The organism is Staphylococcus pseudintermedius, from assembly GCF_001792775.2.
Lineage (GTDB): Bacteria > Bacillota > Bacilli > Staphylococcales > Staphylococcaceae > Staphylococcus > Staphylococcus pseudintermedius.
This window is the reverse complement of record NZ_MLGE02000009.1, coordinates 1-26,070: the sequence shown is the minus strand read 5'-3', so window position 1 is coordinate 26,070 and position 26,070 is coordinate 1. Positions and strand designations below refer to the sequence as shown.

22 protein-coding genes and 1 pseudogene are annotated in these 26,070 nt (G+C 36.9%); 6 read left to right on the top strand and 17 right to left on the bottom strand.

Going from position 1 to position 26,070, the window contains the following annotated elements; genetic code table 11:
• Positions 1-39: 39 nt before the first annotated feature.
• From BJK46_RS07630 to spxA, 6 genes are all read right to left on the bottom strand, one after another.
• The gene (locus BJK46_RS07630) at positions 40-1,005 is read right to left on the bottom strand and encodes a competence protein CoiA (RefSeq protein ID WP_014614370.1); all 966 of its coding nucleotides are present in this window, start codon (positions 1,003-1,005) and stop codon (positions 40-42) included.
• A 273-nt stretch (positions 1,006-1,278) separates the two neighbouring features.
• Positions 1,279-1,938, bottom strand: coding sequence for an LPXTG-anchored surface protein SpsR (gene spsR / locus BJK46_RS07625; RefSeq protein ID WP_014614371.1), 660 nt, complete (start codon positions 1,936-1,938; stop codon positions 1,279-1,281).
• Between the two features lie 18 nt (positions 1,939-1,956).
• A complete protein-coding gene (locus BJK46_RS12455) occupies positions 1,957-2,502 on the bottom strand; it encodes a hypothetical protein (protein WP_015728883.1) in 546 nt (181 codons plus the stop codon).
• Between the two features lie 21 nt (positions 2,503-2,523).
• A complete protein-coding gene (locus tag BJK46_RS12450) occupies positions 2,524-3,318 on the bottom strand; it encodes a trypsin-like serine peptidase (RefSeq protein WP_240621152.1) in 795 nt (264 codons plus the stop codon).
• Positions 3,319-3,865: 547 nt separating this feature from the next.
• Positions 3,866-4,564 (bottom strand): adaptor protein MecA, encoded by a 699-nt coding sequence (mecA, locus tag BJK46_RS07615; protein WP_014614373.1) that lies wholly within the window; start codon positions 4,562-4,564, stop codon positions 3,866-3,868.
• 333 nt (positions 4,565-4,897) lie between these two features.
• Positions 4,898-5,293 (bottom strand): transcriptional regulator SpxA, encoded by a 396-nt coding sequence (gene spxA, locus BJK46_RS07610; RefSeq protein ID WP_014614374.1) that lies wholly within the window; start codon positions 5,291-5,293, stop codon positions 4,898-4,900.
• Positions 5,294-5,604: 311 nt separating this feature from the next.
• On the opposite strand from spxA, the gene trpS reads away from it, so the two are divergent.
• On the top strand, positions 5,605-6,594 hold the full coding sequence (gene trpS / locus BJK46_RS07605) for a tryptophan--tRNA ligase (RefSeq protein WP_103263470.1): 990 nt from the start codon (positions 5,605-5,607) through the stop codon (positions 6,592-6,594).
• 612 nt (positions 6,595-7,206) lie between these two features.
• Here the strand turns inward: trpS and BJK46_RS07600 are convergent.
• Genes BJK46_RS07600 through opp3b form a run of 5 tightly spaced genes read right to left on the bottom strand, consistent with a single transcriptional unit; the run spans position 7,207 to position 12,909 of the window.
• Positions 7,207-8,871 carry a peptide ABC transporter substrate-binding protein gene (locus tag BJK46_RS07600; protein WP_020220047.1) on the bottom strand — a complete coding sequence of 555 codons (1,665 nt, stop codon included), beginning with the start codon at positions 8,869-8,871 and terminating at the stop codon, positions 7,207-7,209.
• A 22-nt stretch (positions 8,872-8,893) separates the two neighbouring features.
• The gene (locus BJK46_RS07595) at positions 8,894-9,835 is read right to left on the bottom strand and encodes an ABC transporter ATP-binding protein (protein ID WP_037543504.1); all 942 of its coding nucleotides are present in this window, start codon (positions 9,833-9,835) and stop codon (positions 8,894-8,896) included.
• A complete protein-coding gene (locus tag BJK46_RS07590; RefSeq protein ID WP_014614378.1) occupies positions 9,828-10,907 on the bottom strand; it encodes an ABC transporter ATP-binding protein in 1,080 nt (359 codons plus the stop codon). The genes BJK46_RS07595 and BJK46_RS07590 overlap by 8 nt, the downstream gene beginning before the upstream one ends.
• A 14-nt stretch (positions 10,908-10,921) precedes the next feature.
• The gene (gene opp3C, locus BJK46_RS07585) at positions 10,922-11,983 is read right to left on the bottom strand and encodes an oligopeptide ABC transporter permease (protein ID WP_020220060.1); all 1,062 of its coding nucleotides are present in this window, start codon (positions 11,981-11,983) and stop codon (positions 10,922-10,924) included.
• Positions 11,983-12,909: an oligopeptide ABC transporter permease gene (gene opp3b / locus BJK46_RS07580; protein WP_014614380.1), complete on the bottom strand. Its 927-nt coding sequence runs from the start codon at positions 12,907-12,909 to the stop codon at positions 11,983-11,985. The genes opp3C and opp3b overlap by 1 nt, the downstream gene beginning before the upstream one ends.
• Before the next feature lie 245 nt (positions 12,910-13,154).
• Here opp3b and BJK46_RS07575 point away from each other — a divergent pair, with 245 nt between their 5' ends.
• Positions 13,155-13,532, top strand: coding sequence for a DUF3899 domain-containing protein (locus BJK46_RS07575; RefSeq protein WP_063284617.1), 378 nt, complete (start codon positions 13,155-13,157; stop codon positions 13,530-13,532).
• A 478-nt stretch (positions 13,533-14,010) separates the two neighbouring features.
• Here the strand turns inward: BJK46_RS07575 and fabF are convergent, their stop codons facing one another.
• Positions 14,011-15,255 (bottom strand): beta-ketoacyl-ACP synthase II, encoded by a 1,245-nt coding sequence (gene fabF, locus BJK46_RS07570; protein WP_103263469.1) that lies wholly within the window; start codon positions 15,253-15,255, stop codon positions 14,011-14,013.
• An 18-nt stretch (positions 15,256-15,273) separates the two neighbouring features.
• On the bottom strand, positions 15,274-16,215 hold the full coding sequence (locus BJK46_RS07565) for a beta-ketoacyl-ACP synthase III (protein WP_014614383.1): 942 nt from the start codon (positions 16,213-16,215) through the stop codon (positions 15,274-15,276).
• A gap of 149 nt (positions 16,216-16,364) precedes the next feature.
• Here BJK46_RS07565 and BJK46_RS07560 point away from each other — a divergent pair, with 149 nt between their 5' ends.
• On the top strand, positions 16,365-16,562 hold the full coding sequence (locus tag BJK46_RS07560) for a DUF2929 family protein (RefSeq protein WP_014614384.1): 198 nt from the start codon (positions 16,365-16,367) through the stop codon (positions 16,560-16,562).
• Between the two features lie 149 nt (positions 16,563-16,711).
• Here the strand turns inward: BJK46_RS07560 and BJK46_RS07555 are convergent, their stop codons facing one another.
• A complete protein-coding gene (locus tag BJK46_RS07555; protein ID WP_014614385.1) occupies positions 16,712-17,617 on the bottom strand; it encodes a 5'-nucleotidase, lipoprotein e(P4) family in 906 nt (301 codons plus the stop codon).
• A gap of 367 nt (positions 17,618-17,984) precedes the next feature.
• A complete protein-coding gene (gene clpB, locus BJK46_RS07550) occupies positions 17,985-20,606 on the bottom strand; it encodes an ATP-dependent chaperone ClpB (protein ID WP_014614386.1) in 2,622 nt (873 codons plus the stop codon).
• Between the two features lie 277 nt (positions 20,607-20,883).
• Here clpB and BJK46_RS12445 point away from each other — a divergent pair.
• Positions 20,884-21,030 (top strand): annotated as a pseudogene (locus tag BJK46_RS12445) (IS110 family transposase); the annotation flags it as partial.
• Between the two features lie 181 nt (positions 21,031-21,211).
• Here BJK46_RS12445 and BJK46_RS07540 read toward each other — a convergent pair.
• Positions 21,212-23,056 carry an acyltransferase family protein gene (locus BJK46_RS07540; RefSeq protein ID WP_103263468.1) on the bottom strand — a complete coding sequence of 615 codons (1,845 nt, stop codon included), beginning with the start codon at positions 23,054-23,056 and terminating at the stop codon, positions 21,212-21,214.
• Between the two features lie 269 nt (positions 23,057-23,325).
• A complete protein-coding gene (locus BJK46_RS07535; RefSeq protein WP_014614389.1) occupies positions 23,326-23,634 on the bottom strand; it encodes a metal-sulfur cluster assembly factor in 309 nt (102 codons plus the stop codon).
• Positions 23,635-23,747: 113 nt separating this feature from the next.
• On the opposite strand from BJK46_RS07535, the gene BJK46_RS07530 reads away from it, so the two are divergent.
• Together BJK46_RS07530 and BJK46_RS07525 are read left to right on the top strand one after the other, a co-directional pair.
• Positions 23,748-24,572 (top strand): Cof-type HAD-IIB family hydrolase, encoded by an 825-nt coding sequence (locus BJK46_RS07530; RefSeq protein ID WP_014614390.1) that lies wholly within the window; start codon positions 23,748-23,750, stop codon positions 24,570-24,572.
• 30 nt (positions 24,573-24,602) lie between these two features.
• Positions 24,603-25,928 (top strand): CoA-disulfide reductase, encoded by a 1,326-nt coding sequence (locus BJK46_RS07525; RefSeq protein WP_014614391.1) that lies wholly within the window; start codon positions 24,603-24,605, stop codon positions 25,926-25,928.
• Positions 25,929-26,070: the final 142 nt, after the last annotated feature.

Genomic DNA, 26,070 nt, shown 5'->3' with positions numbered 1-26,070 from the left:
TATTTTCTCACTTTTCTCATAATAATGCACTCTATATACCTACAAATTGAGAAGTTTTAAATAGCGCTGTACGATCCGGTTGATAATCTGTTGACGGTCGCACTCCTCTACCGCAAAATGACGAAACTTCAACTGCTTTAACAACAGTGAATGACTCGGTATACCTGCTTGAAGACATTTCAATATGTACAGTTGCCATAGCACTGGATGCGTATGGATGTATATTTGTTCTGGAAATAAAAAGCCTGTAACTTTCACAACTTGTTCGTCTAACATGCGCATTTGGTACATCAATGACAGCGTAGGCTCTAGTACATTGTTTTGACGCCGACATTGTTGAATGTATTTCAAAATTTGAGATGTCGACAACTTTCTGATAATCACGTCATACTGAGGGTCCTGTTGTAACGCTTGGCTGAATGCTTGAATAGAAAGTGGTGTTAACTCTCCATGAAAGGTTTTTGCGGTAATCGGTATCATGTGAGATAATCTGAACAGCTCACATGAAGTCGTATCTATACAATACAACGTTTTTGTAGAAGGGATGATACATTGTTGTTGCAGTTGCGATAACACATAAAGCCCCTTTTTCATTTGAGGTTTTTTCGCTAACCATAAAACACGATACCCCTCACTTAGCAATCCTTCTGTCCGCTCTCTCATCGTCTTTATCGCAATGGAACTCAGTTGAACCTCAATAGCCCATGCTCTGAAAATCATATCTGGAATTTGTGTGATTTTTTTAATGTAAGGTTCCAATTGTGTTGCCGGATCAATCTTACAAAGTTGTTCATACAAAGCAGCTTTACATCGTGCGTGCTGAACAGATTCTCCTTTTAAATGTACATGCCCCATTGAATGCCGATAATGCGCAAAATGAGCACCTTTTCGCACCCCTTGCCTTAAAATCAATACCTCTTTACAAATTGGACAATGATACACTTCTTCCTTACGTGCGTGTGTTGCTAAAATTTGTTGTGATTGTACATTATAAGCTGTTAACATCTCTTTTCACCTCATCCTATTACACGTTTAAATTTGTAGAATTACTTTGGAATAAGGTGAATTTTTTTCGCAAATAAAAAAGACCAAGCGATACACACCACTTGACCTCATTTTTATCTATATGTTTTCCAGTTAACCTCGACTTACGCAGCAATATGCATAACATGATAATCTGACACGTCCAACCATGCCATATGAACAGTTAAAATAAGAAGAGAAAACCCTACGCAAACAGGGTCATCCCTTTCTTTCATGTAGACATCTATCTTTTATTTATTTTCTCAATTTTAATAAAACTAAAATCCCCACAGATAACAATGATAATACGATTGGTAATTGTGTTGTTTTATCAGATTCACCTGTGTTTGGCAATGCTTTTACAGTAGCGTTTGAAGTGACTGCTTTATCATGTTGTACAGCTGGCGTGACTGCTTTTGGATGACCCGGCTGATCATTATGCTTTTTGTCACTGTAATTTGCACGCTGCTTATCCTTGTTGTTTTTACTCTGTTGGTCATGATGATTTTGTTTGTCAGCATACATAAATTTAAACTCTGGTAAAGGCCCTTCATTTTCGACATAATCTTTGTGTGGATATACATTCGGTTCAACCAACGTGCCATCCGCTTTTCGAATATAATGATCTAACGGTGCTTGATTTGGATCAGATGAATCTTTCTTAGAGTCAACTTGAAATTTAAACTCTGGTAAAGGTCCTTCATTCTCTACATAATCTTTATGTGGGTACACGTTCGGTTCAACCAGTGTGCCATCTGCTTTTCGAATATAATGATCTAACGGCGTCTGATCTGAATTTTGATTCGTTTCACTTGATGACGTATTGTTTTGAATCGTTTCTGCGGCATATGATTCGTTACTTACAAAAAATGTTGCTAATAGCCCTAGACCAAGTACTGAAATTGTTTTCTTCATTAAAAAGACCTCCATTTTCTATTTTGTAGCATTAACATTAACATAGCCTAACCATTTATCACTTTTAATTGAGTATAAAGAATAATATTGTCTACCGTTTCCTAATGTGTAAATATATTTAGCAATAACCGGTTTGTTAACATATGCATCACTTTTCCCTTTTTTTGAATCGAAATAAAAACTATTCCATAAATCATATTTCTTCTTAGTAATTACTACTTTTTTGTTATAAGAAACAGCAGTAACATTGACTGAATGATTCATATTGCTATATCCTGCCCAAGTGCCATCTTTATTGTATAAAGAAAGGTATTTATTACCATTTGGATGATTATAGTAATATTTAGCATTATACACTTTCCCAAGTTTACCTTTGATTTCAGATTTTACTTTTAAAAATTGAAGATCTCCCCACAATTGTTGACCTTCTTTTGAAATAGAAACTTTTTTGTTATAAGTATGAGCCACAGGTGTCCCAATCCAATATTTTATATAATCTAGATATTGTGGAGTAATCCTTGTTCCAAAATTAAATGTTTTACCTCCGTTTGTATGAATTGCCACAAGCTTGTTGCTTTTAACATCCTATACACCACTACCACTTTGTCCTCCAGATGTATCGGCATCATAATAAACTCTATATTTATCCAAATTCATTATTTTACCAGTAGATCGCCACATATAATATTTTAAATCACTACTGTTTGTTCGATCCGTCTTATCATCAGGATAACCTGCTGTTGCAATTTTATCCCCTAAAGCAATAGTAGATGTTATCCCCAACGAGCCTGTTAAACTACCTAAATTTGTATCTAGTTTTATAGCCGCTAAATCATATTTACTATCTAGTGTACTGGTATAACCTTTAAGTACATACGTTTTTATACCTTTTGCAGAACCTCGAATGATATTTCCATATAACCCACTGTATACAGTTATTCTTTCTGCAATCTTTTTTCTTCCCTCATCATATACAACACGAGCTGCAGTTAGCACAGTATCTTTACTAACCATTACACCAGATGCAACATATCCTTCGTAATTTCCCTCTGAATTCTTCCATTCAACTTTTATAGCGACATTCTCTTTAATAGGAGACGAAGTAAATGAAGTGACTTTCTTCCTTTCGTCAGTACCGATAGCACTTTCGACATGAGGAAAAAAATCTCCATAGTTATCGGTATTATTAAAATTAACTTTACTTTGTGTTGATGCTTCTGTACTAGGCATAGGTAATATATCTCCTGGCATAGCAGAAATATCCGTAGCTTGTGACTCAATAATTCCATCATCAGCTATGAATTCTTCTGCATTTACATATGACGGAGTATACATACTAAGAAATAATACAATAAAAACAAGTTTTGTTACCTTTTTCATCTTATCTTCCTCACCCCTCCTTTATATATATATATATATATACTCAATAGCAATCAATAGTAATTTTTATGTTATTAAATTTTCTTGTATATTATAATGTCTTTTCTAGAAAACACTACAAAAGATATACACAATAGTATCTCAAAACAGCTATTTATCCTTCACTTACACGAAACCTATATCCCGATTGAGTCGACAAGAAAATTTAGACTTTGGCATATTTCACAAAGAAAATAAACAGGAATAATTTCACTACTTAATAGAAAAATAAAGATGATAAACATGAATAACAAAATAGGTGAATTATTTTATACTTGGGATAGATGACAACTTACCAAATAATATAATTAAATATCATTTGGTACCACGTCATTAATCGTGAACTAAGGCAAAGCAAGATAATTTCTGACTTCATTCTTATGTCATTGTAGAGAAACTGCCCGACCGCTCTCTTCTAATATGTATAAAAAGCATTGCGAAAGAACACATTAAAAAAGACCAAGCGCTAATGACACTTGATCTCTTTTGGATTTATTTGATATTCAATTTATTCTGCTTCAGGGAAATAACGCTTCACTTGTTCTACCACGTTATGACTCATCACAATTTTACCATAATCATTCAAATAAAATTCTGTTTTATCACTTGGTGCAGTAAACTCTAAAATTTGTCCATAATAGTCATGAATGTGCGTTTCTGCAACAGTCTCGTCAAAATGAACAACATAATAATACGTGTCATCTAGCATATAAAGCAAGTCTTCAAATTCTGTGAGACGCTGATCATTTCGATGTGCATAAGCAATCACATCTTCTAAATCTTCAAACTTAAAGATGGCCGTACGTGTCGTTGTACGGTTTTTGCTAGGACGTTTACGATATGACTGTTCTGAATCTTTATGGTTATCTGTTTCTTCATCTTTCAACGACTGCGACAACAATTCATTAAGTTGACTATCAAATTCATCAAAAGCGCTATCTTCTTCAGACATTTGCATTAAATCATCATTTTTAGATTTTGAAATGGTTACTTCGACACCTTTTTCGAAGGCATGTACTTGAATCCATAATGGCCCTTCAACTACAAAATCCTCTTCTTCGTTGACTTCTTCCATTACTGACCAGAAAAATTCTTCTCCGCGTTTACGATTCGTCCAAAGATCCTCACGTTTGAATCCTCGTGCTTCTATATCTGTATACGTAATAAAAAGTTTTACTGTCATGTCATCAATTCGTTCTATTCTCATATCATCTCACTCCTTACAGTCGATGAATAGTAATCCTATTGTATTAAACAACTTCCAAAAACTCAATCTATTTGTCTGTCTCATACAATCTTTCACGAATGTCCTATATTAAGTATAACACAATCTATTTATCGCACCACTTTTGTAGCTTTCTCTAGGCTATGTCTATTTTATGCCTAGACTGCACAGTGACGATATTGATGGAACAGGTCGTTTTAATTATAAGTAGGATGGGGTGATTGTTACATGGATAAAAACAGAAAAAGGACTGGAACGTCAATAGTTCTAGTCCTTTGCTATATAACTCACCATTACAATGGGAAGTCAATATGCTTAATCTACCATACGTTGCGCTTCTTGTAATTGGAACGTACGTACTTTACGTGGTAAGAAACGACGAATTTCATCTTCGTTATAGCCCACTTGTAATCGTTTATCATCTAAAATAATAGGTCGACGTAAAATACCAGGATTATCTTGAATAATCGCATATAAATCTTGAAGAGGCAATGCGTCGATGTCCACGTTTAATTTTTGGTAAGTTTTAGAACGTGTTGAGATAATTTCGTCCGTTCCATCTTCAGTCATTTTTAAAATTTGTTTAATTTCATCTAAAGTTAAATGTTCAGAAAAAATATTTCGCTCCGTATACGGAATGTCATGTTCTTGTAACCATGCTTTCGCTTTACGGCAAGATGTGCAACTTGGTGAAGTAAATAATGTTACCATACATCTCACTCTCCTAATTTAATGAAAATGAATTCATTGTAATTTAACGTTTCAAGATTGACTGCTCAAAGTGTGTTAAAACAATTCTAATCTTTACGTTTTCACTTCTAACGCTATGATTCTATTATACACCTTAAACATTAAAATTAAATGAGAAAAATGCAAAATAATCCAATGATTTCAATAATCAGACTTTAGTAGTAGTTTCGTCAATCTAATCATTACGTTCATCATATCATAACTTACAAACGATGAAAATACTGTTACAATAAGAGTATCGATTAAACACGAAAGAAAGTAGGCTATCCATTATGCAAACGTTATTTTCAGGAATTCAACCGAGTGGTATCCCCACAATCGGAAATTACATCGGTGCATTAAAGCAGTTCGTCGATATTCAAGATGAGTACGATTGTTATTTTTGTATCGTGGACCAACATGCGATTACAGTACCTCAAGATCGTTTAAAGCTTAGAAAACAAATTCGCCAGCTGGCAGCGATTTATCTTGCGACAGGGCTGAACCCAGAAAAAATCACTTTATTTATCCAATCAGAAGTGCCAGCGCATGCTCAAGCAGGATGGATGTTAACAACAATCTCTTCTATCGGTGAGCTTGAGCGTATGACACAATTTAAAGACAAATCTCAAAAACAAAGTGAAGGCATTCCAGCTGGATTACTCACTTACCCCCCATTAATGGCAGCGGATATCGTCTTGTATAACACTGACATCGTACCTGTTGGTGATGATCAAAAACAACATATCGAATTGACACGTAATTTAGTAGACCGCTTCAACAGTCGCTATAATGACGTTTTAACAAAGCCAGAGATTAAAATGCCAGAAGTTGGCGGTCGTGTGATGAGTTTACAAGACCCTACTAAGAAAATGAGCAAAAGTGATGACAATCCTAAAAACTTCATTTCTTTATTAGATGAGCCTAAAGTTGCTGCGAAAAAGATTAAAAGTGCCGTGACAGATTCGGATGGGATTATCAAATTCGATAAAGAGAACAAGCCAGGCATTACGAATTTATTGACGATTTATTCTAGCTTAACGGGTGAATCTATTGCGTTATTGGAAGACCGTTATGCAAATGAAGGTTACGGTAAGTTCAAAGCAGATTTAGCAGAAGTGGTTGAAAACTTCTTGACGGATTTCCAAGAGAAGTTCAATAGTTTTTATGAATCAGAGGAATTAGATAAGATTTTAGATGAAGGCCGCGACAAAGCACATCGCGCATCATTTAAAACATTGAAAAAAATGGAGAAAGCAATGGGGTTAGGACGTAAGCGATAAAGTGCATCTCTTGAATCCATATTAGTATTCCCCTCTTTCTTAAAAAGTAAAGTTGCAAGTCTATAGATTACTTCCTAGGTCTCGCGTTCCCAAGGGACTTGCCTTAACTAAATTTGGGAGCAGTACAGAAATCGCATGTGTCGCAAAGATTTCGTCGTACTGCCCCCGCAAGGCTGACTAGACTTCTCAAAAGTATATGCATTGAGAAGTCAGACAGCTACTGCGTTAAACAGTAGCCACTATCAAAGTTAAATGACGTTATTTTGTTTTCAACTTCATCCCTCGGGAGCCTCGACCTAGTCGCTATCAGACTTACAACTGCTTTAATTTCAACATCTCTTTTTATTTCACATGCCTATTCCTTTGTTACTCTGCTTATTATCATAATGCCTTCACTTTTTTCTATCTTTAACAATTCATTTGATGTGCAGATAACTTTTTTAATTTATCTCAAGTTTATTGCTTTATCCTATGATTCATACTCGTTTATTCTCAAAGTTTTGTTCCTCTGTTTTTATAATTCTGACCATTTGCAACTTATTCCCACAAAAAAGCGTGTTACTGCATAGGATAAACCTAAACAATAACACACTTTTTAACTCATTCTTTCAATTACTTTTCTTTCTTCTTACCCGTTTCTCTGTCAATACTCTTATCGATATAAGCGTATTTTAACGAAGTATCTCCGCCAATATTATGATATTGTAAGTTTTTCACTTGTGGGTTCGTTAAATGTGCTTCACCTTTTTGATAAATTGGTGCGATAGGTGCTTCAGCTAATAAAAGTTCCTCAGCCTCCACTAAAGTTTGGTTACGCTTTTTAACATCACTTAACAACGGTCCATTCGCGTCTTTAATTTTTTGATCATATTCTTTATTACTCCAACCTGTGTTGTTTGATGAATTACCTGTAGTCATAATGTTGAGAAAAGTCATCGCATCTGGATAATCTGGCCCCCAACCTGAGATAGAAATTTCATATTTTCCACTTTGTTCACGAGCTATGCGTTGTTTAAATGGCAACTGTTGAATTTTGATTGTCACACCCGGTAAATTTTTCTCAATTTGCGCTTTAATAAACTCTGCTGAGATTTTGTTTGCTGGTGTATCATCTGTATTCATTTTAAACGTGAATTCACTTTGACCTAAAGCTTTCTTCGCTTTTTCATAGTTGGCTCTTGCTTCATCTGGATTGTACTTTAATGGTGACTTGATTTGTTCTGCATAATCTTTACCATCAGGAGCTTTTGCCGTTTCTTTTGATGTAAACCCATCGCTCGGTGCAGAACCATTGTTTAACACTGCATCAACATACGCTTGTTTATCAACCGCTTTTGCCAATGCCAGACGCATATCTTTATTTTTCAATGCAGGCACAGCATCTTGATTTAATTTCAAATAGAATGTCGCCGCAAGTAAACGTTTTTGTAATGCTGGTGTTCCTTTATATTTATCCACTTGTTCTGATGAAATTATCGTATCATCGACGGATTCTGTATCATAAAGTGACGCACCTGCTTGACCGTCTTTTAACACTTTATAGTTAATTTTGTCAAGTTTGACAACATCTTTATCCCAATATTTGTCGTTTTTAACTAATAAAATTTTATCTTCTACGGCCCATTGTTTCACTTTAAATGGTCCATTATACACGGCTTTTTCAGCAGTTGTACCGTAACGATCGCCGAATTTTTTCACGACTTTTTCATTTTGTGGTAAAAACGTACCGAACGCTAACATTTCTTTATAATATGGAATCGGTTTTTCCAATTCAAATTGTAAAGTGTAATCGTCTAGAGCCTTCACACCAAGTTCTGAAGGTTTCTTTTTACCCGTATTGATTTGTTCAGCATTTTTCAAATCATACATAATATATGCATATTCTGAAGCTGTATCTGGGTCTAATACACGACGCCATGCGAAGACGAAATCGTGTGCCGTTACAGGATCACCGTTCGACCATTTCGCATTTTTACGGAGTTCGATTGTCCATGTTTTGCCATCATCAGAAATTTTCGGTTGGCCTTTCGCAACACCCGGCTGTGCATTATCGTGACCATCCAATGTATATAAACCTTCATATACTTGGTTAAATTTGTCAAAACTAACAGAATCGGTCACTTTGGCTGTATCGAGTGAGGACATATCTTGCGCAATCACTTTACGAAATACTTGTCCTTCATCACTATAAATCCCACCGTTGTTACCACAAGCTGCTAATATAAGTACTGATAAAATAGATGTAATCAATAATTTAAATCTATGCTGCTTTTTCAATTGTGATTCCCCCTTCCCGTCTTTATACACCGACTGATTGGTGTTCCGTTTGATATTGTTTCAATTCTTCATCTGTCGCAAACACATAATGATCTTTCGCACACGCCACTAATCGACGTTGATCATTTTTCGTTTGATCCTCTTCGTAAGCGACACGTGTTCTTGTACGCTCACTGTCTGGATCAGGTTGTGGGACGGCAGACAATAAAGACTTCGTATAAGGGTGAATCGGATTATGATAGATTTCATCAGCAGGTCCGAGTTCTACAATTCGTCCAAGATGCATCACGGCAATTCTGTCCGAGATGTACTTCACCATTGATAAATCATGTGCAATAAACAAAAATGTGATATTGCGTTCACGTTGTAATTTTTGCATTAAGTTGACGACTTGTGCTTGAATCGATACGTCTAATGCTGAAATTGGTTCGTCTGCAATAATGAATTCTGGTTCCACCGCTAATGCACGGGCAATCCCGATACGTTGACGTTGACCTCCTGAGAATTCGTGCGGATAACGATTGGCATGACTTTTTCTTAATCCTACAGTTTCCAACAAATCATAGACACGCTTTTTACGATCTTTACTGTCTTTCGCTAAACCGTGAATATCAATTCCTTCCGCAACAATATCCATAACTTTTAAACGTGGATTCAGTGATGCGTATGGATCTTGGAAAATCATTTGAATCTTTTTGTTAAACTTCAATAAATCTTTACGTTTTTTAATTTCTTGAATGTTAACCCCTTCGTAAAGCACCTGTCCATCTGTCACATCGTTCAACTTGATGATTGCTTTACCTGTTGTCGATTTACCAGAACCTGATTCGCCTACAAGTCCGAAAGTTTCCCCTTTAAAAATTTTAAAAGAAATATCTTCAATCGCACGAACTTCATTGCGTTTGCCTTGATTGAAATATTGCTTCAAATTTTTCACTTCAACTAATACTTCTTTTTCATTCATTAAACGACACCCTTTCTACGCGTTCTGGTTTGGCAAAGTTGTTCGGCATTGGACGCTGCTTACGCTTTACCATTTCTGGCGGTTCAACTTCAGGTGCACGCTCATCTAACAACCATGAACGAACAAAATGTGTTGGCGACACTTTAAACCATGGCGGTGCCTCTTTGAAATCAATTGCCAACGCATACTCACTACGCGCCGCAAAGGCATCTCCTTTAGGTGGACGTGTTAAGTCTGGTGGTGATCCCGGAATCGCCATTAACGCCGTATCATCTGCCATTCCTAAATCTGGCATAGATGAAAGCAAGCCCCATGTGTAAGGGTGTTTTGGATCATAGAAAATTTCATTGACATCCCCAGTTTCAATCATTTGCCCACCGTACATCACTGCAACGCGATCTGCCACGTTCGCCACGACACCTAAATCATGTGTAATAAAAATAATAGACGTATCAATTTTTTGTTGAAGTTCTTTCATCAAGTCTAAAATTTGTGCTTGCATCGTAACATCAAGTGCCGTTGTTGGTTCATCGGCAATTAAGATTTTCGGTTCACATGCCAATGCCAGCGCAATCACGATACGTTGACGTTGACCACCTGAAAATTGATGTGGATATGCATTAAAACGCTCTTCCACATGCTTTAAGCCAACCAATTTTAATAACTCTATGGCACGTTTTTTCGCTTCAGCTTTACTTAATCCAATATGACGCACAATCGGTTCCATCACTTGTTTCCCAATTTTCATCGTTGGGTTGAGTGACGTCATCGGATCTTGGAAAATCATTGAAATTTCTTTCCCACGTAATTTCATGAGTTCCTTTTCCGATTTTTGTGTTAAATCTTCTCCGTTAAAAATAATACTACCGTTTTTAATGCGACCTGTTTGTCCTTGGAATAATTTCGTTATCGCTTTCGTTGTAACAGATTTCCCTGAACCTGACTCTCCAACGATGGCCAACGTTTCACCTTTATCCAAGTACAAATCAACGCCTCTCACCGCTTGCACTTCCCCTGCTTCAATATCAAAGGAGACATGCAAGTCATTGATTTCTAATACACGTTCAGACATTGTACATTCCTCCTTTACTTACGCATCTTAGGGTCAAATGCATCGCGTAGCCCATCACTAAAGAGATAGAAAAATAGAATTAATAAACTCAGTACCACCGCTGGAATGAATAGCTCATGCGGATGGATTAATAGCATTGCACGTCCTTCATTTACAAGTGAACCCAATGACGTTCTTGGTGCAGGTACCCCGATTCCAATAAAACTTAAAAATGCTTCAAAGAAAATTGCGTTCGGTACAGTAAACATCGAAGTTACAATAATTGCACCTAGCGTATTCGGTAAAATATGTTTAAAAATAAGTTTTAAATTCGATGAGCCTAATGTACGAGATGCTAAAACGAACTCTTGATTTTTTAATTTTAAGAATTCTCCACGTACAACACGGCTCATCCCAATCCAACCTGTGATGGTCATCGCTAAAATAATTGTCCAAATCGATGGTTCAAAAATTAAAACGAATAAAATCACGACAATTAACGTTGGAATTGAAGAAATAATTTCGATGATACGTTGCATGACATCGTCAACACGACCTCCAAAATAGCCAGAAATCGCACCGTAAATGACACCAATAAAGATATCTAATAACGCGGCCACAAGACCGATGAAGAGTGATACTTGTGTCCCTTGCCATGTACGCGTCCATAAATCACGTCCGAGTTGGTCTGTACCAAACCAGAAGTTTTCTGTCACGTGTGCTTTTTCATAGGCATTACCTTCGACACCTTGTCCATCAAACGGTAGAAATGGTACTTTATCTAATACTGCAATTTTCGCAGGTAAGTTTCGACGTTGTACATCTTGTTCTGCAAAATCATGGTCGTTGAGTAATGGTCCAATCAAAGCAAATAAAATGATAATCACAAGACCTATCATCCCAACGACAGCAAGTTTATTTCGCTTCAATTGTGCCCAAGCATCTTGCCAAAATGTGCGACCTTCACGTTGGAATTCTTGTTCTCCACTATCCGGTGTCCCTGTACGAATAAAATCTTCGTGCATAATTCCAGAGGTTTGCGCAACTGTCGCGCCTGAATGATCATCTTGTGGTAAATGACGTTCTTGATTTGACATTATTTTTTACCTCCTTGCAAGCGAATTCGTGGGTCAATTAAGCCATAAAGGACGTCCACAATGAAAATTGAAGCAATGAACAATGTACTGAACAACAATGTAATCGCCATAATCACTGAGAAGTCATTCGTCGTAATTGAACGCACAAACTGGTCACCAAGTCCTGGTACACCGAAGATATTTTCAATCGTTAATGTCCCAGTTAAAATACTCGCTAACATCGGTACAAGGATTGTGACAACTGGAATCAGTGCATTTCGTAGCGCGTGCCCAAATAATACTCTTGCCGTCGAATTCCCTTTTGCTCGAGCAAGTAATATATAATCAGAACTCAACACTTCAATCATTTCCGCTCGAATATATCGTGCTACTGTTGCCAAAACAACAGCTGATAATGCGAGAGATGGTAGGATTGCTGTAGATAACCCTTCCCACCCAGCTACCGGGAACCATTGTAAACGTACCGCAAACACGTATTGTAATAATACGGCTAATACGAATGACGGTACCGAAATGGCAATAACCGATATAAAGGTGGCGAGATAATCTACCCATGTGTTTTGTCGGGTCGCTGCAATCACCCCGAGTATCACCCCTAAAATGACACCAATCACCATCGCAAATAAGCCCATTTGAAACGACGGAACTAATCTCGGTTTAATAAGATCCCAAACAGGTTGGTTATCATATTGGAATGAGTTTCCAAAATCTCCTTTTACAACATTTTTCATATAATTGCCATACTGAACAGGCAGTGGATCATTTAATCCATATTTCTCATTCAAAATTGTTTTTTGTTGTTCACTTAACTTTTCATCGTTAAATGGCGAACCTGGCATTAATTTCATCAAGAAAAATGTAATGGTAACAATGATGAATAGAGAAATAACCATATACAGTAAACGCTTTAACGTATATCTAAGCATTGATTTTTACCCCCTACATGCTAATTAACATTCCCTTCTAAATTTTCAGAAATATTAATGCCATTATAGACTTTTCATAAAATTTAATCAATAACATTTTGATTTAACTCAACAAAGTTTTAGAAATTTTAGCTTTATACCTACTCTTTAGACAGGATATCAATTTTTAATGAACTAAGAATAAGATGTCAAAATGGACTATTTCCGTTACAATATGGGAGTAAATACAAAAAAGGACTGAAACGATGAAATACTTAAACAACAATGCGTTAATCTATATCTTATTCACACCTGTCGCAAGCCTTATCATTTGGCTCTTTTCGACACACACTTTTACACAATTAGTGAACATCTTTTTTACTATATCTATTTTAGTAGGCATTTTATTGTTCACACTATTAATCGTGCAAGAAGGGATACTCGATGTAACAAGCTATGGTTTCAGAAAGTTCCGCTACCAAATGATGCGTAAAAAAAATCGCTCACGTTTAGAAGATGATGAATTTTTTAATCCAAAAGCACCTAAAAAAGCACATCATTTTGTATCACCGTGGATTAAACCTGCTTTAATCATGCAGCTCGTTTACTTTTTATTAGCGATAATCATTGCATATTTAATTTAAAAATGTGTATGTGTTATACAAAAATGTTTCTTTAGCATGTATATGAAGTCTGATAATTCTGAAATGTCACTGTGACGCTTTACCACTGTGTCGTTATCCTTATCATACAAGTTCAAAGTATTTATTTAGTCAATAGAAATCTAGCGACACGTACTGTTTTGAGAGGTTTTCACCAGTACAACTACAACGTCGTGATTATTGATAGGCGGAATGTTTGTGATGACTTTCTACTATTATATAGTGATTTATTACTATTTCATTTTCAAAGTAGGCCCTCATGTAACCATCCAAATGTACTTCTAATGCAAACATTGCTGTATAACTATTCAAAGAAATAAAAATAACTTTAATCATGGTATAGCCCAAAAAGACGAGGCAATTTTGAAATGACCTCGTCTTTTTTGAAAAGTTATATACATGAATAAAGCGATGACACCTTCTATCATCATAGAGAGTATCATCGCTAAGTTCCATCAATCTATTCACTAAATTTCTTGAAAATGAGTACTGCATTGTGTCCACCAAAACCTAAACTGTTGCTCATCGCATATTCGATGTCGTGATCTACCGCAACATTTGGTGTAATATCTAAGTCAATTTCTGGATCTGGTGAATTTGCATGGATAGTCGGTGCGATTTTACTATCACGGATAGATAAAATAGAGAAAATCGCTTCGACACCGCCTGTTGCACCTAATAAGTGACCCGTCATTGATTTTGTAGAACTAATTTTGAGGTTATACGCTGCTTCACCAAACGTGTTTTTAACCGCTTGAATTTCAGATAAGTCGCCTACTGGTGTACTTGTACCGTGAGCATTGAGGTACTGGATGTCGCTCGGTTGGATACCTGCATCTTTAATCGCAGCTTCCATTGCACGAGAACCCCCTTCACCTTCTGGACCTGGCGCAGTAATATGATACGCATCACCTGTTGCACCGTAGCCGACAAGCTCAGCATAAATTTTCGCGCCACGTGCTTGTGCAGATGCTAATGATTCTAAAATTAAAATCCCTGCACCTTCACCCATCACAAAGCCGTCACGACCTTCTTGGAATGGACGACATGCTGTTTCGGTATCACCGTTTGTTGTTAATGCACGGCTCGCACTGAATCCTGCAATAGACATATGTGTGATTGGGGCTTCTGTTCCCCCTGCAATCATCACGTCTGCATCGCCACGTTCGATAATTTTAAATGCTTCACCAATAGAGTTCGTTGCGGTCGCACATGCTGTAACTGTTGCACCGTTTGGCCCTTTCGCACCTGTATCGATTGACACTTGTCCTGATGCCATGTCTGGAATTAACATCGGTACGAAGAAAGGACTAACGCGACGTGGTCCTTTCGCTTTCAATTGATCATATGCTTGTTCAAATGTTTCCATACCCCCGATGCCTGAACCGATCCAAACACCGACACGATTCGCATTCGTTTCGTCAATGGTAAGTCCTGAATCTGTTAATGCTTCACGTGATGCTACAACGGCATATTGTGTAAAACGCGCCATTTTACGTGCTTCTTTTTTAGGAATAAAGTCTTCTACATTAAAATCTTTCAGTTCTCCACCAATGTGCACTTGATAAGGTTCTGTATCGATTCTTGTAATTTTATCGATACCATTCACACCATTTAATGCATTTTCCCACATTGTCGGGACATCATTTCCGATTGGTGATAAGCCACCAAGACCTGTCACTACAACACGCTGTTTTTTTGTCATATTCATTTCCTCCTCTATTTATTTACCCCATCTGATGACGATTGAGCCCCAAGTCAGTCCTCCACCGAAGCCTACAAATACAACAACATCATCGTCTTTGATGCTTCCATTTTCCAATTCTTGTTTGACACTGAGCGGGATAGAAGCCGCTGATGTGTTACCATATTTATCTACTGAGACGCTCATTTTTTCTTTTGGTAAATTTAATCGTTGACGTGCTGACTCCATAATACGAATATTTGCTTGATGTGGAATAAACATATTAATATCATCTGGACCTAAATTCGCTTTTTCAACTGCACGTTGTGACGATTCACCCATCACACGTACCGCAAATTTGAAAACTTCGCGGCCATTCATACGAATAAAGTTTGTTTCTTGATCTTGGTAAAGGTATTTGCCACCCACACCATCTGAACCTAACTCATAGCTCAGAATACCACGATTTTCAGATACTTCGCCAATAATCACTGCACCGGCACCGTCTCCAAACAAAATAGCAGTTGAACGGTCATTTAAATCTGTAATTTTTGAAAGTTTATCTGCACCCACTACGAGCACATTTTGATATTCACCTGATAATACAAATGAACGCGCTGTAATGATACCATACATAAATCCAGAACATGCGGCTAATTGATCCATAGATGCAACTTTACCAAGTCCTAGTCGCTGTTGTAACATATTTGCCACTGTTGGAAAACGATGATCTCCAGTAGATGTTGCAACAATAACCATGTCTATGTCTTGTGCATCGATACCTGCATCTTCAATCGCACGAATACTTGCCTCATACGCTAAATCAGATGTATCTTGGTTCTCATCTGCCCATCTACGTTCTTTAATCCCAGTCATTTGTGAAATCCATTCGTCAGATGTATCTAGGTATGATTCAAAATATGCATTATCGATAACACGATCTGGGGCATATGCGCCAAATCCTTTAATACCTACATTCATGGTTTGAACACCTTCTTTTAAGTTTTTTAATACCAGGTATTAATTTAACATATTGTCACAAAAAAAGACAAGTGACATGCTAGGGATGGTATACAAAACATCTGAAGCATACTATAATAGAATTATCAATTAAATGGAGGCAATATACAATGAAATACTTCATCACATTGATTTGGGCTATTTTACTTGTAGAAATGATTAATTTCGTTTTAAATAGCTTGAGTGGTGGCGGTCCACTCAATGTTGTGACACCACTGTTTGTCGCTGTCATTATGGTGATTGCACTTGCATTGTTAGATGTTGCAACGACACCACCCAAACAATCACAAGAAACGAATGAGATTTGACATAGTATGCAATGTTGAAAAGGTTGGATGTTGAACAGAAGTTTTGTTCAATTTCTAGCCTTTTTACGTATTTCAAAGCGCTTGCCCATATGTAAAAAACTGACGAGACTTCAATCATGCCTCATCAGTTTTTTAGATTTTGGTAAAATTTACTTCATTTCATATGATTTTACTTTATTTGTTTTCGCATCAAAGTAACGTAATGACTGTTCACGACTTTGAATTTTTTTATTGTTTTCTAAACCGTAGTTATTGTCGTATAATGTCGCTTCCCAGCTACCATACATTGGGTTAGGGAAAATGATGTACTTGCTACCGAAATCATCTTCATGTTGCTTAACTAAAGCTTCACGTGATTTCGCTGTCGGTTGTTTAGGCTCATCAAAGTCAAGTAAGTTGTCGCCAAATAACATCACTAAATTGTAATCTGTACGTACTTTATCACGGCGTTCAGCTTTCCCTTTTTCTCCTTCTTTTTTCAATAACACATGCTTCTTGTCAGCTTGTGGTAACTTTTCATTTCTTAAATTTTTAATTGTCGCGTCTAAGTCCTTTTCATGCGAACGGTCTGAAACATAAAAAATTTCAACATCGTGGCGGTCTGCATATTGTAAAAACGACTTAGCCCCATAAACAGGTTTAGCTTGTGCAGATTGAACCCATTCATGCCAACCTTCTGGAAAAGCTTTACCTTTTAATGCACTCATGGCTTGATATGGAGAATTATCAAGAACGGTCTCATCAATATCAAGAACGATTGCTAACTTTTTACCACCATGATGGTTTTTAATTTTCTTACTTAATGTTTCTTTTGCTGTGTTATAGCCTTGTGCATATAATGCTTTTGCTTCTGCTGAGTTTTGATACCAAGCAACACTCATGATGTTTTGTTGGCCTAACATTTGAGCTGTTTGATCTTTTACTGCTGTCTTACTTTTCTCTGCTTGCTCAGTTTTAACTGCTTCATCGCCTGACGCATATGTCACAGTAGATACACTAGAAGAAACAATACCGAGTGCTAAAAGTGCTGCTGTTGTTTTTGACCACTTATTCAAATGATTCACCTTTTCTATGTATAATTTGCGAATTAGACTAATACGTTATTCACACATCTATATTAAAACTTTTTTTAATAAACCTCAATATTTCTATTAAGTTTTTTATATTTATTGCGATAAGAAGAAGTTATTACGCTTCAAAATTTTGGTTATATGGATAATAATATTTCTAGATCAAAAAATAAAGGTTTATTTTCAAATAAGATACGACGACTTTGAAACGGCACAGTACATGACGAATTTTTAGAATAACATCACAGTATTTGGCTTTGATATCAAAAATTCCCGCCCTTAAATTCATTTTAAATGAGAATTGGGGCGGGAATACAAATCAAATATTACAATCCATTTTCATTTTATTACATTAGTTTTCATGCTGTGTACGCTGAGGCTTTTCAACTTCAAAATGAATGTCGCCATCTTTCAAATCACCACGTACGATTGTGCCTTCTGGTAAGTTTTCTTTAATCATCATACGTGCAAGTGGTGTTTCGACATGTCGCTGCACGAAACGTTTAAGTGGACGTGCACCAAATTGGGGTTCGTAAGCTGTTTCACCCATCCATTTCGCCGCTTCATCCGAAATTTCTAACGTAATACGTTGATCCATTAAGCGGATATTCAAATTAATTAAGATTTTGTCAACAATCATTTGCATATCGTCGACAGTTAATGGTTTGAATAATACGATATCGTCCATACGGTTTAAAATTTCAGGTTTGAAGTATGCATTCAAACTGTTCATGACTGCTTTTTCTGTTGCGTCATCAATCTTGCCACTATCTTTCACATTTTCAAGTAAAATTTGTGAACCAATATTACTTGTCATGATGATAATTGTGTTTTTGAAATCAACGCTACGCCCTTTTGAATCTGTTAAGCGACCTTCGTCTAAAATTTGCAGTAATACGTTAAAGACATCTGTATGTGCTTTTTCTACTTCGTCTAACAAAATGACTGAATAAGGATTGCGTCTCACTGCTTCTGTTAATTGACCACCTTCATCGTGACCCACATAACCTGGAGGCGCTCCTATTAGACGAGAGACTGCGTGTTTTTCCATATATTCACTCATATCTATGCGAATCATATGTTTTTCAGAATCAAACAATGATGACGCTAATGATTTGGCTAATTCTGTTTTACCGACCCCTGTTGGCCCTAAAAATAGGAATGAACCAATAGGACGGTTCGGGTCTTTAATTCCTGCTCTCGCCCGTACAACCGCATCTGCTACTAAATCTACCGCACGATCTTGGCCTACAACACGCTCATGTAAAATATCGGATAAGTGTAATAATTTTTCACGTTCAGTTTCGACCAATTTTGACACAGGAATACCTGTCCACTGACTGACGATTTCACCGATTTCTTCGTCTGTCACGACTTCACGAATAATGCGGTCTGAGTCTGTACCTTTTTCTTCTTGGAATGCCGCTTCTAACGCTTTTAGTTCTTTTTCTAATTCTGGAATTTTACCGTGTTGAAGAATTGCTGCTTTTTCAAGGTCATAGTTGTTTTCTGCGTCTTCTAATGCTTTACGACTTTCATCAAGTTCTGCACGTTTTTCTTGCACTTTTGCAATTTTTTCTTTTTCATTTTCCACACGTGCTTGCAGTGCTGCTTGTTTTTCTTTTTCTTCAGCTAATTCTTCTTGCAATTCTTTCAAACGAATACGGCTTGCTTTATCGGACTCTTTTTTCAATGCATTTTCTTCAATTTCTAACTGCATCACACGACGATTCGCTTGGTCGAGTTCAGTTGGGTTTGAACCCATTTCTGTTCGAATCGTTGCTGAAGCTTGGTCCACTAAATCAATCGCTTTATCCGGTAAGAACCGATCTGTAATATAGCGATCTGACAATTCCGCTGCCGCAACGAGTGCGCGGTCTTGAATACGCACACCATGATGGACTTCATAACGTTCTTTCAAACCTCTTAAAATAGAAATCGTATCTTCAACAGTCGGTTCTGCAACCGCAACTTTTTGAAAACGACGCTCTAACGCAGAATCTTTTTCGATGTATTCACGATACTCATTTAATGTTGTCGCACCAATACAGTGAAGTTCACCTCTAGCTAACATCGGTTTCAGCATATTGCCGGCATCCATCGCACCGTCCGTTTTACCTGCACCGACCAACATATGAATTTCATCTATGAAGAGTAAAATACGGCCTTCTGATTCTTTCACTTCTTTTAATACCGCTTTGAGTCGTTCTTCAAATTCACCACGGTATTTCGCACCTGCAACGAGCGCACTCAAGTCTAATTCAAACACAGTCTTATCAAGCAATGAATCCGGCACATCTCTTTTCACGATACGTTGTGCCAATCCTTCAACAATCGCCGTTTTACCAACACCGGGTTCACCAATAAGTACAGGGTTGTTTTTCGTTTTTCGACTTAAAATACGAATCGTATTACGTATTTCTTCATCACGACCAATGACAGGGTCCATGTTACCTTTACGCACTTCTTCAACGAGGTCACGACCATATTTTGCTAATGCTTCGTAGTTTACTTCAGGGTTTTGTGTAGTCACATGATTCCCTCCTCTTATCTTTTTAATGATTTCAATGATGACCTCTTTTTTACCGTCAACATATCGTTTCGTCGTTTCATCAACATCGATGGCCGCACGTAAAACATGTTCCATCGAAATATATTGATCATCATATTCTTGCATGTAATTTTCAGCTTTAACGAATAAATTGTTCATTTGAGGCGACATATATTGCCCGTATTGGACGTTGTCACCTTTCACTGTTGGATAATTTTTTAGCTTGTCCTCATAGGCTTGATTTAAAGCATGCGTATCAATGTTTGCACGTTCTAAAATACTTTGAAATAAGCTTTCTGGTGCTTCAAGAACTGCTTTTAATACAGCCTCTACTTCTACATTTGTTAATTTGTACGTTTTCGCATGTTCAATTGCTTTTTGAAGTGCATTTTGAATCGCATGTGTCATTTGATTAATGTCCAAAATGTCTCACTCCTTTATTGGAATAGGTCGAATTGACTTTGACTTTCTTTGACCTTAATTCTATTATAAGTCCACATTCACTAAAAATCAATCGATAGCTTTGACTTTTTTTGACTATTTTTAAATACTCCCCCATATATTTAACCCCATACAGCTTTTTCAATCATTAAAAATAAGGACATCAAAGTTTTGGATGCTATTGATGAAATATTTTTGTTGAACTTGCCTTCCTTATGATTAATAGTTTTAGACTGCCATCATGGCCTCGCAATCTTATGGTAGAGATCATTATCAAAGTCATATTGTAGGTAATTATTCTAAATTAAAAGAGCAGCCTAATGAGAAAGCCCACAAGACTGCCGTAATAGCAAATATCCATTGCTTATTAAAAATCATTCACTATTTATTAGTCAATGATAAATGATATGATTATTAGAAAGCATCACACTAACGAAACCATATAATCGAATACATCCTAACACTTGATTCAAAAAAGTAAACATTGGACGATTGAGTTTAGTGATGTCAATTTTAATTCACACACCTTTGACAAATCATAGGAGAGAGACTGGGTAATCTTAATGACTTATTCCCCAATTATTTTCTTACTTATTCTTTTTCTTCGTACCGTGATTTTTTTCAATCGCTTGAATAATGCTGTTCGTTAATGCGCGTACACCTGGTGGCTGCAAATGAATACCATCCGGCGCAAAATATTCTGTATGGTTTTCAGAACGGCTATACCAATCAACTAACGTCACATTCGCTCGTTTTTTCGCGGCTTTCGCTAACACTTGATTCACATGTGACTCATAAGAACGTGGAACGCGCGTATTGACAAGATAAATATCGGCCTCGCCAAATTGTTCGAGCAAACTGTTCAACTGTTCTTCTGTAAAATCACCATTTGTCCCTAATTCAAGGACGACAATGTCATTTTTATCACGATAGCTTTGATATTGTCGTTTAGCAAGAGAAGTGGCTTCGACCAATTGACGTCCCACTTTACCGTTAATGTCTGCTTTAGGTACAAATGATCTAAAGTCATCGCCAATGTCTACCATCACGGAATCACCAATTAATAACGGCTTCCATGATGCATATTTTTGCTTATTCCCTTTCACGACAAAGCCATCAATTTTAAGTTGCGGTAACGGCAGTGGCTGGGTAATCAATTTATCAATTTCTTCGGTATTTACTTCTGTCACTCGCGTACTATTTTTTTGGGCGAAACGGTTAAAGCCCCCCACCATCACGAGTAACGTTGGAATGAGTAAAATAATCACTAACCATGTCCGTAAAACTTTTTGTGAACGCCAATTTTTCAAATGATTAAAGGCAAAAATGTTAAAGCCTTCTTTTCTAAATGGCTGTTCGATAAATTTATAAGAAAATTCCGCCATGAGCACCATTAATAAAATTTCAACGACATAAACTAAAGGTGGAATTTGGCCTTGCACGAACTGATGGTGAATTAACACAATAATCGGATAATGCCATAAATACAAACTATATGAACGACTACCAATAAAAGTAAAAACTTTGTTACCTAAAAACTTCGCAAAATACCCTGAAGGATGCACACTGCTCGCGATAACTAATAATGTGACCGTTGAAATGAGAAAAAATCCACCGTAATACAGGATACTATTCGTCTCAGATACGAACTTGAAACAAATGAACAAAATCGCCAAGCCGACGACACCCGCAGTATCGATCATCGTGCGCATTTGACGGTTCACTTTTGCTTTTAATTGAAATGGTGGCCAAACCAGTGCAAGCAATACCCCCATCAATAATGTTTGTATCCGTGTATCAGTACCAAAATAAACACGTGCAACATTTTCGTTCGGTACATATAACACCATCATCGCGATCATGGAGATGACGAGTAAAATTAAAAATATGATGCGTATTGATTTCAGACGACGTATAAAGCTTAACAAACTGAGTAACACAATCGGAAACACGAGATAAAATTGCTCTTCTATTGCTAATGACCATAAATGTTTTAATGGTTGTACTGCAAATTGTTCAAAGTAATCGACATTTTGCATGATGTACCACCAATTCGACACATAAAATATTGCCGCAATACTATCCGCACGTACTTTTTGAATTTCCGTAGGCATGAAAATTAAGCTCAGCACAATGACACCCATGACTAAAAAGAGCACTGCAGGAATCAGTCGTTTCACACGTCTTAGCCAAAATGACATCAATTTAATTTTTCCTGTATTATGATACTCTGTTAATAACAAACTCGTAATTAAATAACCAGAAATTACAAAAAATGTATCTACCCCTAGAAAGCCACCCGACAACCATTGGGGATTGAGATGATAGATAATGATTGCGATAACTGCAACCGCTCTAACACCGTCTAACCCAGGCATGTATCGCGGGTTGATAGGTTTTCTGTCTCGTTGATTAAAATTCCACACAAACATCATTCTTTCCAAATTTAATGTATTGATTATATATTGTATACTTTTGTTTTCATTCGTGCAATTATATTCGCAAAATTCATGTAAGCGTTTTATTACGTGTCTAAAATTTTTTTACATCGTTATAGCTACACTTCCAATGATGCTATTAAGCTGTCACTTCAAGGTGTCATGGGAGAGTGCAGTAAGTTGGTATGCTCCCCATAGGTAAATAAAAAGACCTTCAAAATTGCATTCACAATTGAGAAAGCCCCTTTAACTACTTCAAAATATTAGCTGATACCTAACGCAATTTTAGCATAACGTGACATCATGTCTTTGTTCCATGGTGGATTCCAAACGATGTTCACTTCGGTATCTTGAATCTCTGGAAGTTCTGCTAATACTGTTTTAACTTGGTCAACAATCTGCGGCCCTAATGGACAACCGATTGAAGTGAGTGTCATTTCTACAGTACATAAACCATCATCATCTAAATCAACTTTATATACAAGACCTAAGTTGACAATATCAATCCCTAATTCAGGGTCAATGACATTTTCAAGCGCGCCTAAAATACTATCTTTAAGTGCCTCTTCCATCCGTATCACCTCATTTTCAATTTCACTAGTAACAATATAACAAAATCCCCACTTTTCCACAATAAAATGCTATGATATGAATACACTGAAACTTGGTATTAAGGAGAGTATGAATGAAACAACATTTAATTTGTTTGGATTTAGATGGAACACTTTTAAATGATGAAAAAGAAATTCCAGAATATACATTTCGTGTGTTAAAAGCACTACAACAACAAGGGCATGCCATCATCATTGCAACAGGCCGCCCTTATCGTGCAAGTCAACGTTACTACAACGAGCTTGGATTGGATACGCCTATCGTTAACTTTAATGGCGCATTTGTTCATCACCCTTATGATGAGACATTCCCAGTTCAACACCATCGTTTAGATGAAGGACTTGCAACGAGCATTATTGAAACTTTGAAAAATATGAAAGTCAAAAATATGATTGCTGAAGTGAAAGATTGTGTCTTTTTAGACCAACCTGACCCTCGTCTTTTTGAAGGCTTTACCATGGGCAATCCTGTAACAAAAGTGGGCGATCTTCGCGAAAACTTAAATGAAGATCCGACTTCACTATTAATTGAAGCAGAAGAAGCCATGATTCCACGTGTGAAACAAGTGTTGACACGCTTCTATGCTGAAAATATTGAACATCGTCGTTGGGGCGCCCCTTTCCCTGTCATTGAAATTGTCAAAAAGGGCATCAGTAAAGCAGTCGGAATTGATATCGTGAAAGACTGTCTCCAAATCGAGCATGACCATATTATTGCATTTGGTGATGAAGATAATGATTTAGAAATGATTAAGTATGCGACTCATGGTATTGCAATGGGAAATGCCATCGATGAACTGAAACATGTCGCAAAAGAAACAACATTATCTAATAATGAAGACGGTATCGGGATTTATTTGAATCGTTTCTTTAATTTAAATATGCCTAAAGATAAATAAAAATAAGAGATAGAAAAAGGAGATATTAACATGAAGAAGCATATTATTGTCGTCGGTGCAGTAGCTGGTGGCGCAACAAGTGCAAGCCAAATTCGACGTTTAGACAAAGACAGCCGTATTACAGTGTATGAAAAAGATAGTTTTATGAGCTTTGCGAACTGTGGTTTACCTTATTACCTTGGAAATGTCATCGAAGAAAGAGACGATATTTTATCGACAAATCCAGAAAAGTTTAAAGCTTATAAAGACATTGACGTGAAAGTAAAACATGAAGTGCTCAAAATCGATGATAAAAAACAGACAGTGACAGTCAAAAACCATTTTACAGGTGAAACATTTGAAGACGCTTATGATGCTTTAGTATTGAGTCCTGGTGCACGTGCAAGTCAACTTAATTTCGATGTCCCACATCTTTTCACGTTACGAAATATGGATGATACTGACCAGATTGATACATATATCCGTCAGTACAATGTGAAAACTGTTTTAATTGTCGGTGCTGGGTACGTCAGCTTGGAAATGGTAGAAAATATGCATCATCGCGGTCTGCATCCAACACTCATTCACCGTTCTGAAGCAGTGAATAAACTGATGGATCAAGACATGAACAGTGTCATTTTTGATGCGTTGAACCAGTACAATATTCCATACCGTTTAAACGAAGAAATCAAGTCTATTGATGGGCATACAGTGACATTTACCTCAGGTGCTGTTGAAGACTATGATTTAATCATTGCTGGCGTGGGTGTTCGCCCTAACTCAGAGTTCATTCAAAATTCTGGTATTCAACTTGATGCAAAGGGCTATATCCCAGTCAATGACAAATTTGAAACGAATATTCCAAACATTTATGCGGTTGGTGATATTGTCACAAGCTTTTATCGTCACGTTGACCTCCCTGCACACGTACCACTCGCTTGGGGTGCACATCGCGGTGCAAGTATCATCGCTGAACAAATAGCAGGTCATCCAGAAGTGACATTTAAAGGTTACGTCGGTGCCAATATTGTTAAATTTTTCGATTACACCTTAGCAAGTACAGGAATCTCACCTCAAGAATTAAAAAACTTTGATTATCAAATGGTGGAAGTCAACCTTTATACACACGCTGGTTATTACCCTGGCAACAGTAAAGTCCATTTAAGAGCATACTTTGACAAAGAGACACGCCGCATTTTAAGAGCAGCCGCAGTGGGACAAAAAGATGTTGATAAGCGTATTGACGTCTTGACTATGGCATTAATGCATCAAGCAACAATTGACGAATTGACAGAATTTGAAGTTGCTTATGCGCCTCCATTTGCACACCCTAAAGATTTAATTAATATGTTAGGTTATAAAGCGCGCAATCTATAAGAATCGAGTAGGAGAATAGTCATTAATTGACTACTCGTCCTCTCACACCACCGAGCGTACGGTTCCGTACTCGGCGGTTCAATATCTTGCGTAAGCCAACTCTGCAAGCTGGGCTAATGGTATTAATCCCCACTTGTAGAGT